The sequence below is a fragment of the Bradyrhizobium genomosp. I (2014) genome (genome assembly GCF_000261685.1).
Taxonomy (GTDB): Bacteria; Pseudomonadota; Alphaproteobacteria; order Rhizobiales; family Xanthobacteraceae; genus Bradyrhizobium.
Window position 1 is genome coordinate 25,906 of sequence record NZ_AJQE01000366.1, and the last position, 8,535, is coordinate 34,440.

Annotated in this window: 12 protein-coding genes; 9 read left to right on the plus strand and 3 right to left on the minus strand. The window is 61.3% G+C overall.

The genetic code is table 11. From position 1 onward, the window contains the following. Positions 1-26 precede the first annotated feature (26 nt). Positions 27-239 carry a hypothetical protein gene (locus tag IC50_RS32300; RefSeq protein ID WP_035714954.1) on the plus strand — a complete coding sequence of 71 codons (213 nt, stop codon included), beginning with the start codon at positions 27-29 and terminating at the stop codon, positions 237-239. A gap of 137 nt (positions 240-376) precedes the next feature. On the opposite strand, the gene IC50_RS32305 is transcribed toward IC50_RS32300, so the two are convergent. Beyond that, a complete protein-coding gene (locus IC50_RS32305; RefSeq protein ID WP_028176428.1) occupies positions 377-604 on the minus strand; it encodes a DUF2171 domain-containing protein in 228 nt (75 codons plus the stop codon). 113 nt (positions 605-717) lie between these two features. Between IC50_RS32305 and IC50_RS32310 the strand changes: the two genes are divergently transcribed. Continuing rightward, positions 718-1,992, plus strand: a complete 1,275-nt coding sequence (locus tag IC50_RS32310) for a hypothetical protein (protein ID WP_035714957.1) — start codon at positions 718-720, stop codon at positions 1,990-1,992. Between the two features lie 39 nt (positions 1,993-2,031). On the opposite strand, the gene IC50_RS32315 is transcribed toward IC50_RS32310, so the two are convergent. Both IC50_RS32315 and IC50_RS32320 read right to left on the minus strand, forming a co-directional pair. Further along, a complete protein-coding gene (locus tag IC50_RS32315; RefSeq protein ID WP_244429693.1) occupies positions 2,032-2,250 on the minus strand; it encodes a hypothetical protein in 219 nt (72 codons plus the stop codon). Between the two features lie 324 nt (positions 2,251-2,574). Then, on the minus strand, positions 2,575-3,783 hold the full coding sequence (locus IC50_RS32320) for a tyrosine-type recombinase/integrase (RefSeq protein WP_035714961.1): 1,209 nt from the start codon (positions 3,781-3,783) through the stop codon (positions 2,575-2,577). 742 nt (positions 3,784-4,525) lie between these two features. Between IC50_RS32320 and IC50_RS32330 the strand changes: the two genes are divergently transcribed. The 7 genes from IC50_RS32330 to IC50_RS32360 all read left to right on the plus strand — a co-directional run. Next, complete coding sequence (locus IC50_RS32330; RefSeq protein ID WP_035714963.1) at positions 4,526-4,723, plus strand: hypothetical protein; 198 nt, start codon at positions 4,526-4,528, stop codon at positions 4,721-4,723. Between the two features lie 331 nt (positions 4,724-5,054). Then, positions 5,055-5,291 (plus strand): hypothetical protein, encoded by a 237-nt coding sequence (locus tag IC50_RS32335; RefSeq protein WP_035714964.1) that lies wholly within the window; start codon positions 5,055-5,057, stop codon positions 5,289-5,291. Further along, positions 5,288-5,470, plus strand: a complete 183-nt coding sequence (locus IC50_RS32340) for a hypothetical protein (protein ID WP_035714967.1) — start codon at positions 5,288-5,290, stop codon at positions 5,468-5,470. The genes IC50_RS32335 and IC50_RS32340 overlap by 4 nt, the downstream gene beginning before the upstream one ends. Then, a complete protein-coding gene (locus tag IC50_RS32345; protein ID WP_035714971.1) occupies positions 5,463-5,711 on the plus strand; it encodes a DUF6074 family protein in 249 nt (82 codons plus the stop codon). Before IC50_RS32340 ends, IC50_RS32345 begins: the two co-directional genes overlap by 8 nt. Positions 5,712-6,808: 1,097 nt before the next feature. Beyond that, positions 6,809-7,393: a hypothetical protein gene (locus tag IC50_RS32350; protein WP_035714974.1), complete on the plus strand. Its 585-nt coding sequence runs from the start codon at positions 6,809-6,811 to the stop codon at positions 7,391-7,393. Positions 7,394-7,410: 17 nt separating this feature from the next. Then, positions 7,411-7,869, plus strand: a complete 459-nt coding sequence (locus IC50_RS32355; protein ID WP_035714977.1) for a hypothetical protein — start codon at positions 7,411-7,413, stop codon at positions 7,867-7,869. Next, a partial coding sequence (locus IC50_RS32360) for a hypothetical protein (RefSeq protein WP_035714981.1) occupies positions 7,856-8,535 on the plus strand: 680 nt, incomplete at its 3' end. The genes IC50_RS32355 and IC50_RS32360, both read left to right, overlap by 14 nt.

Below are 8,535 nucleotides of genomic sequence, written 5' to 3' on the forward strand. Positions count from 1 at the left end.
TCGTTCCACGGCAGCCTTGTGCAGCTATGACCGATCCCGAGCTACGCGCACAGTCTTTCGAGATCGCCTGGCGATATCTCGACCAGTCCGGCCTGCTCACGGGCGAGCACAAGGATTCCGCCCGCTTCATCTTGAACCTGATCGACCGCATGATGTTGCGTGCAGAGCAACGCAGGCTGTTGCTGTCGAATGCCGCGATCGATGCCTATCGGCTGCGGCCCGCGCTCGTGAGTGCATGACCGACCTGGCTAAGCCGGTCATTAACGAATCCCCGGCCTCGTAATTTGCGATCGTGATTCGTGCTTTGCGAACGAAGCGGAGTCGGATCGTGAACAAACAAAAAGCCCCCGAAGGGGCTCAGTGTTTCAGCAGTGTTTCAGGCAGCTTCCGTCTTCGGTACGGCGTCGGCATTCACCGAGAGCTTGACGATATCGCCTTCGACGGCACCGACATATTTCGTATCGATGTAGTGATGATGGTCCTTGTGACCTTCCGGGCTGTCCTTGCGCGTCAACTTGATGCGATTGCCCTCGACGCGATCGACGGTGCCGACATGTGCGCCGTCCTTGCCGATGATCTTCATGTGCTCTCTGATGTCAGCCATGCTGTCCTCCTTGTGTGGATTCAACTGCGAGGACGCGCGTTCGTTGCAGCGGGCGCGTTGGACCCACGGCGTTTTCCGGACGTTGACGTCCCATCGGAACCGTCGAGAAGCGCATGGAGACCATTCGAGCCTATCTGGAGCGAAAGCACGAGGAACTCAGGCTGTTGAATGACTGCCTGAGAAGCCGGTTCGATCTGCCGTGTCCGCGTTCGGCCGACGAGGTTGTCAGGTCCAAATTCCAGATCACTGCCGCGCTGAGGGCGGAGCACGAGTTGCAGGAGTGGAAGGCGACGGAGACAGCGTGGTCGCATACGGCCGATCCCGTCAGCGGGCCGTTCGCGTTCAGTTACGACTACCAGCGGGCCGATCTCACGGTGCGCGGTCCTTCGTTCTATGAGCTCGACTGGGGCTGCACGAGCACCGCGGTCTATACCGCCTCGGGCATGGCCGCGATCTCCGCCGTGCTGCTCGCCTCCGCGCAAATCGTCGAGAAGGCCGATGTCATGGTGCTTCCAGGCTCCTATGGAGAGACGCTGGAGCTGATCCGGGGCTTCGTCCCGCATTTGCGGCTCGAGGTCTTGAAGCTGCCGCTGGGCGATGCGTTTGCTCCGTCGAACTCGCCGCGAATACTTCTGTTGGATTCCTGCTCCTTCGCCGGCGCCTTCGAGGCGGCGCTGCGCTGTAACGGCTCGGGCCTCGATCTCCTGGTTTTCGACACGACATGCTTCGCCGGCAGGTCAGGCCGCATCAGGCGCGTCCTGAGATGGGCCCGGCGATACGGAATCCCGCAGGTGTTGGTGCGAAGCCACAACAAGCTCGATTCGCTCGGAGCGGAATATGGCCGGCTCGGTTCAGCCGTCTTCGTGCAAGGGAACGAGCATCACCAGTGGCGGGCAGGGGGCGTTGAGTGGGCACGTCTCGCGTCCGAAACCCGAAACGCGGTGCGGCTGCTCGGCGGCGCGGCGTTGCCGGCGCACTTCCCGCCCTTCGCAGGCAGCGCGGCGTGCTGGGCCCTCACGCAGAGGCGTGTCGCGGCAATCTTGCGCAACGGCCGCAGCGCGGCTCGATATTTTGCTGCGAAGCTTCCGTCGCTCTCGGCCGAGCTTCATTTCACCCACGGCCTGTACGTGACTCTCCGAGGAAAGCGGGCGCTCAACGAGGCGGCAGCGCGGCAGGCTGCCGAAGACATGAGCAGCGAATTGCGCGGGGAGGGATTTCCCATCCGCCACGCCGGCAGCTTCGGCTTCGATTTCGCGGCGACCGAGTGGTTTCACGATGCGACCACGGACCAGTATAGCGTCCGGGTGGCGGTCCCGGATCTTCCGACGGAGCTTTGGAATGATCTGGCCGCCGCAATTGCGCGGTGGTGGATGGCGCATCAGAGGTGAAGGGTGAATGCGCGGCATCGGCGACAGCCGCGCTCCACATCAATCGATCGCCAGACATTGCTCCAAGGCGGGTTTCTCGTGGCCGCGACGCGCCCACTCCTGAACGGCGAAGGCAAGGTAATGCTGACCCATTGCGGCGCCGACGATCGATGTCTGCGCCACCTCGATGGGCTTTTTGACCACATTGGTATTCACGAGGCCTGCGTCGATCGCCAAGTACGACATCGCGACGATCGCCACCGCAGATGCGATCGCCATTCTCGTCCATTCGGGTTGAGGCATCGGGATCCTTTTTGGGCACACTTCGCCCGGCGGAGAGATAGGGCCGATGCGCTCGGTTGAAAGCCCTGAGCGGAGTTACCCACGCGTTCGTGAAGGGCGATGGATCGGCGACTGCGCGTCGGATGGCGCGTCAAGCAATCATACGGCAGGGGAAGCGTACGCTGATGCACGAACGAGGCTCGTGGAGATGAGGACTGGCGATCCCGGCAGGACTCGAACCTGCAACCCGCGGAGTAGAAATCTTCTGGGCAGCAAGCAATATCAAAAGCTTATGCGCGCCGTGTACGATCTGTGTACTGGTCAGATCCCGAGAAGCCGCGCCTGCACACTCTCTGCCGCGCGCTGGTCGGCGTCGGCATCGGCAAAAAGGTGGCCGTAGACGTCGAACGTAACCTTGATCGAGCTATGCCCCATCAGGCGCTGGATCTGCTTCGGATTGTAGCCGCTCTCGATCCATAGGGAGGCGCAGGCATGGCGCAGGGAGTGCATTCCATATCTCGGCACGTCTCTCAAAACCGGCTCGCCCGCGTTGTTGATGACCGGCTCGCCGGCTTCGTCGAGCACCGGACCTGGCTCAGTTAGCCCAGTCGCCATCAGGATCGGGTGCAAACCACGCTCCACAAGGTTCGAATGGCTCTCGACCTTACCCAGGCCGTTTGGAAACACGAGATCGAGCGCCTTTAGGCGCTCGCCATTGGCGCCCTTCTTCCCAGTGTCTCGCTTCGGACACATCAGTTTCCATTCGCGGAGCGCGTTTATCACTATGGGCGGGCAAGGGATGGACCGATAAGCGGCCTTCGATTTCAATTTGCCAATGCGGTGCGATGCGTCGGCGCGTTGGCTCAGGTTCAATTGCTTCGCCTCGAAGTCCACGTCAGCCCAGCGTAACCCCCGGAGTTCACTGGCACGGAGGCCGCAGAAGATCGCCACTAAGATCGCTGGACGCCACCGCCCGGCTGCGCTGGCAATGATGGCCTGCAATTCCGGCTTGGTCGGGATGACTGGGCGCGGGTCGTCGCGGTCTGGAAGGTCGAGCTCTACGCCCGAAGTCGGGGCCGTAGCTGCCAGTCCCCGACGGCGCGCTTCCTTGAAGATGCCGCCAAGCGACCGAACAACACGCGTGATCATGGCCGCAGATCTACCGGCGTCCCGGAGTTGATCGGCAAACGCGTTCACAGCGGGCACGGTGATATCAGAAAGCTTCTTGGCGCCGATGAAGGGCACGATATGAAGGTCAACGTGTTCCTCGTAGCCCTTCACCGTCATGGGCTCTAAGCCCTTTTCGTTACAGCGCTTGATCCATAGTGCGGCGGCGTCTTTGACAGTCGGCGAGATGCTGCCTGGAGTGTGAGTGCCGCGCGCGATATCGTGGCGGACTTCAACTAACCATGCCTCGCCATCGTTCTTGCGGGGGAATTGCTTCGTGCGGCGCTTTCCTGCGCCATCTGTGTAGGAAGCGCGCCAAACAACCAAACCAGATGGGAGGATACGCTTGCGAACGGTCGCCATTTCAAGCCTCCTTCTTTCCGAACCCGATCCGGTGAATTAGCAAGGGCGGCCCTACGGCGCGAGGGATGCTAGTCCCTTCGTTTCGTAGAGCAGGGCGAGACGAATTTCTTGAAGCGCACTGTTCGGCAGCTCAGCGTAAACCAGCAACCGATCCCGGCGCCGATCTCGCGCTCGGGCACCGAACTCGCTCATGCCTTCTGGTTGCTTCGGCCAATCGTAATGAATTTGGGCCGCGGGCTCGGTACGCGAAACTTGGACTGAAGTGAATGTCGAATCCTTTGCGGCCGGAGCATTCGCAGAAAGAGAGAAACTCAACGCATCCTTGAACATCGTTGCCCCAGTCCAGGGGCACCGGTCCTTTCTTTTGCCGACCAAGGGAGCCAACGCGAGCTTCCGAACGCGATCGTCCGTGTCCGACAGATTATCCGTCGCCATCACCGCGATAATGAGAAGGGCAACGGTATCTGGCGTAGCCTCAGCGCCGCTTCCTCGACCTCGCCCCTGCGGCGCAGGGAGCATCTTCATGCGAACAAGTGCGCGCTGCCGTTCGTACAGTGCCTGAGGACTCAGGCCGAACCTTGGGGCCAATATAGGCAAAAAGCTTGTCAGGCTGCGCATGCAAAGCCAATTAGCCCGAATTTTGGTGAATGTCCAGAAATAAACTTGATTGTCGGAGCTATTCGTTATATTTGGTGAATCACCAAAAAGATTGCACCGTTCCGCACAAGGATTTGGACAGGACATGACAACGGAAGAGATCCGGAAGCTCTTAAGTCGCCCGACGATCACGCCAGCCGAGTTGGCTGAGTCGAGGATTTTTCCGTTGGGACGCAACGGAATTTACGACGCGATTAAACGCGGGAAGATTGCCACGATCGACCTCGGTCACAAGAAGGCAATCATCACCGCGCCATTGCGCCGGCAGCTGGGCATCGACTAGGGCCAAAACGACAATGGCTCATCACTGCCGACGTTGCCGCTCGAAGCTTTCCGCTCCGGCGTCGAACCCCTTGGACGCCTTCTGCAGCAAGGGCTGCGCCCGGCTCCACTACCGGGATCGGTGCGTCGTCTGCGAAGGGCGGAAAGTTGGCAAGGGGTTGGCCTGCAACCACCCCAGGTGCCGGTCCGCGTTGGCGGCCAAAAAGCGCTACGGGACCCTGGGGAGGCTACTACCTACCAGCCGTAAAAAGTTTGGCTCCGGGACCCCTATAAAACAAGCACTTTCCGAAGCCCCCGACGGCCGTCCGACCTGCCGAATTGTCGCCGGATCAGTGAGCCCGGAGCAGCTGAGGCTGGCCACCATCGGCGCCGCGTTCGGCAGCTGTGCCTTCATGCAAGACCGCAGGCTCAATAAACGCCACCGGCTCGCGGACGAGCGGGCCGAGATCGAGGCGAACGGCGAGTTCGACGAGCCCGAGTGGCGAGAGACTGTCAGTTCTGGAGGCGTCAGGGCCTTCATCAAGGTCAGGGAGCACTACGAGGCAGAACGATCGGCGGATGTCACATGATCACCGCCGAGCAAATCATCATCGAGAGAGATGACGGCCTGTACGAGGTCGGCTTGCACCAGCCGATTGGGCCATTCGAGACACGTCAATTCGCCTTGGCCGTCGCAGCCCACGAGACGGCCCCGTCCGCACGGCTGCATCGAAATTCCCGACATCGCGAGGATATCACCAATGGCTGAAGTCGTTCCGTTTCCGATGGCGCGCCGGCGGACATTTATCGCGCGCCAGGCGCAGATCGCCGCAGGGATGAGACAGGAAGCTGGCGAGAGATACATCCAACACCAACTCAAGACGCAAGCGCAAACTATGCGCCGTAGAGGCATCGACGAAGAAGTTATTTCGCGCGAGCTCCGCTGCATGGATGCGGCGATCCGGGCTAACCTTTTCATGTCGATGCCTACGCCCAAGGGGCGCGCATGAGGGGGGCCATTACTGCTGTCGATAGCGGCGCCGATGCGCGGCGACACAGGCGCAAATTCATTAAAAGAGATGGCTACCCAGCTACCGCGCTGATCTGGCGCGGCGCTAGAGCCAAGAGCGTCGCACTCCGCAAGTGGCGAGGCGGAGTAAGCCGCGCATTCTCTGCGCAGGCGTCGTGTCTGCGTGTTGCTTGGATATTGGAATGGCTGTTTGGGAAAGACGGCTTTGCTTTCCCGACAGACGCCTTTATTGCCCGCGAGACCGGAATGGCACTTAAGCATGTGCAGCGCGCTCTGACTGCCTTGGAGCGGAGCGGGGCCATTGTTCGAGCGAGCGTCTTCATCGACGGGCGTCCGCAGAGGAGAATTTGGCCCTGCTCCGCAGTGATACCCCCCGATGTCGGGGGTATGGCTACCCCCAAAGATGCAGCAGATATACCCCCGAACTTCGGGGGAGAGATATCTCAAGAAGGAAAGCGTCAGGCGAATCTGTCGAGTACTGTTTTAGAGGCCCGCAGGGCCGCACAGATCAGAGAACAGCGGTCTCTCGAAAGGATGCGCGCCGAAGGCGCGACGGCCGAAGGCCCGGCGAAGCCGCATCCGGCGCTCCGACGACTGCCATGGGGTGGGGACCTCTGATGGCCAATGTAGCTGCGAGTCGCGCCAAGTGGCGCAGGCCTTTGGCCTCAGCGACGCCTTCGGCGCCGCTCTCTCAATCCCTAGCACGCGGCAGCCTCCGGATTCCGGTGAAGGGAAGAAGGAAGGGCGGGGCGCAGTATGCGTATGCGCCAGTCCTGCCGGTGCAAACATCGAGCTGCAGGCAGATGGGCACCAACGCCCGTCAAATCGCCAACAGCCGCCTTCCTGATTTGGCTGCTGATACGCATTCAGTCGTCGGCCGCTGTTCTCGCGGTCGAGAACGATCGGACGCGCCACGGGCCACCGCTGGCCAGCTGAGGCGGCAAATACGCGCGATTTTTTCAAGGGACCGTACGGCACGCTCGACCCATGCGCGCCGGACGCGCCCGGCATTTCTGCATATTTGGGCCGGCCCGAGCCGGCCCTTCCGCTTCCGGTTTGACCAGTAGGAGTACAGGAATGACCGAAACTACAGCGCCAGTTTTCGTTTCCCAGATCGAACTCGCTCGCGACCTGAAGCTGACGGATCGGCGAATCCGTCAACTGGTCGACGAGAGAATTTTGCCCCGCGCGCGCGACGAGGGCTACGACCTGGAACTGTCACGTCAGCGTTATCAGCTTTACACCCGCGGCACCGACCGTGATTGGGACCGTTGTTTCGACGAGGCCGAGGACTTGGCGCGGGTGGCCGGGGAGTTGAACGACCGGGCATTCGAGGACGATGCCGGCCTCGATGATGTCAAAGCCGCGAGCATCGCGATCCAGAGAAGTACGGTGCTGATGTCATTTTTGACAGCCGCTAAGTCCAAGTCGCAGCCGGAACGCGAGCTATTCTGGAAAATCTGGGATCGCGAGGAAGGCCAAGCCCTGGGGGCGCTATTTGCGCGTGCCATGAAGCTCATGGGGAAGACGCACCTCAGGACAGACGAAGGCGAGCTGATCGAGATCGTTCCAGCGGAGAAGCGGGTCGCGAAGAAGCGCAGCGGACGACCGAAGGCGCACAGGCCCGGCCGGCGGACGAAAAGTTCGTCTCAGCGCCGGTAGCGAAGGCAAGCCCGCCCATGTCCAACGAGATCGATGAGCATATCGCACACCTCGAGGCGGCGCTCGACTACATGAAACGCATCGCGCAGCCCTCTGCGGCTTCACCAGGGCCAGTTGCTACTCCAAGTCGGAGGGCGGTCGCGAACGCGGTTCAGCCGCGGTGGGCCTTAGCCGCTCGTGCCTTTGCCGATCGATATCCCTTCAATCCGTGGTTGGTCCGCAGGATTTGCGCCAACCACGAGCGTAGAATCGACGCCAGCCACGATTGGGCTTGGGCCGTGAAGCTCGCCGGCACTTGGCATGTCGACTATGACCGATTCAGCGAGTTCGCAGACAGGGTTGATCGCGGTTTGGCGTCGTTCGACTCGTCCGAGAAGTCGACATCGTCGCTGGCGAACGGCCGGCAACAGGACCAAAAAGATAGCAGCAATTCGAACGGTGACGATGAGGGAATGGTGGAAAGTGACCAAGACTGAGAAATTGCTTGAGCAAGCCAGGATCGATCTCGACGCGACCAGCCGGGATCTGCTCGCACTGGAGCTAGCCAAGGCCGAGGCTTCCAAGACGTCGGCGGCATTCGCAAAATGGCGCTCGTCGGTCGACGAAAAGACGAGTGAACGCGAGCGGCTTGAGATCTGCGTCTCGACGCTGGAGATCGAGGTCGAGCAACAGAAGAAGGATGCGGCGCGCGCCGATCTCGTGTCCCGCCGTGTCACTCTGGAGAAGCAAACCGCCGCGCTGGCTCGCAGGATCACCGACGAGGGCGCCAAGGCGGCCGCAGCGCTGGTTCAGCTGGCCGAGGAATCCAAGAGCAACGCCATGGACGTAGAGCGCCTCAATCGCGAGCTATCGGACGACGAGCAGCTGGTCAACGCGGACATCCTCGCACGCCACCGGGCCCCGCAGCCGCGAGAGAACCTCGACGAGAGCGTCGTCGACCTGTGGGTGTATGAGCGCACCAACGAATTGGTCTCCGATCCAGATTCTGTCGTCGAGCGCTCATACGAGCGGGGGTACATACCGGGCACCGAGGTAGGCCGGAATCCCATTCCTGTGGTGCGCCGACGGTTCCGGCAAATCCGGTACATCGAGGGCGGTGAGCGCTCGTATGTCGAGCCATTGGCGACCGTCCTGCGGCTGGC

Bases quoted from the DNA above. Each gene is read 5' to 3' on its own strand.
- IC50_RS32355 (WP_035714977.1), top strand. From the start codon at position 7,411: ATGTCCAACGAGATCGATGAGCATATCGCACACCTCGAGGCGGCGCTC.
- IC50_RS32305 (WP_028176428.1), bottom strand. From the start codon at position 604: ATGGCTGACATCAGAGAGCACATGAAGATCATCGGCAAGGACGGCGCA.
- IC50_RS32300 (WP_035714954.1), top strand. From the start codon at position 27: ATGACCGATCCCGAGCTACGCGCACAGTCTTTCGAGATCGCCTGGCGA.
- IC50_RS32315 (WP_244429693.1), bottom strand. From the start codon at position 2,250: ATGGCGATCGCATCTGCGGTGGCGATCGTCGCGATGTCGTACTTGGCG.
- IC50_RS32320 (WP_035714961.1), bottom strand. From the start codon at position 3,783: ATGGCGACCGTTCGCAAGCGTATCCTCCCATCTGGTTTGGTTGTTTGG.
- IC50_RS32345 (WP_035714971.1), top strand. From the start codon at position 5,463: ATGGCTGAAGTCGTTCCGTTTCCGATGGCGCGCCGGCGGACATTTATC.
- IC50_RS32310 (WP_035714957.1), top strand. From the start codon at position 718: ATGGAGACCATTCGAGCCTATCTGGAGCGAAAGCACGAGGAACTCAGG.
- IC50_RS32330 (WP_035714963.1), top strand. From the start codon at position 4,526: ATGACAACGGAAGAGATCCGGAAGCTCTTAAGTCGCCCGACGATCACG.
- IC50_RS32350 (WP_035714974.1), top strand. From the start codon at position 6,809: ATGACCGAAACTACAGCGCCAGTTTTCGTTTCCCAGATCGAACTCGCT.
- IC50_RS32340 (WP_035714967.1), top strand. From the start codon at position 5,288: ATGATCACCGCCGAGCAAATCATCATCGAGAGAGATGACGGCCTGTAC.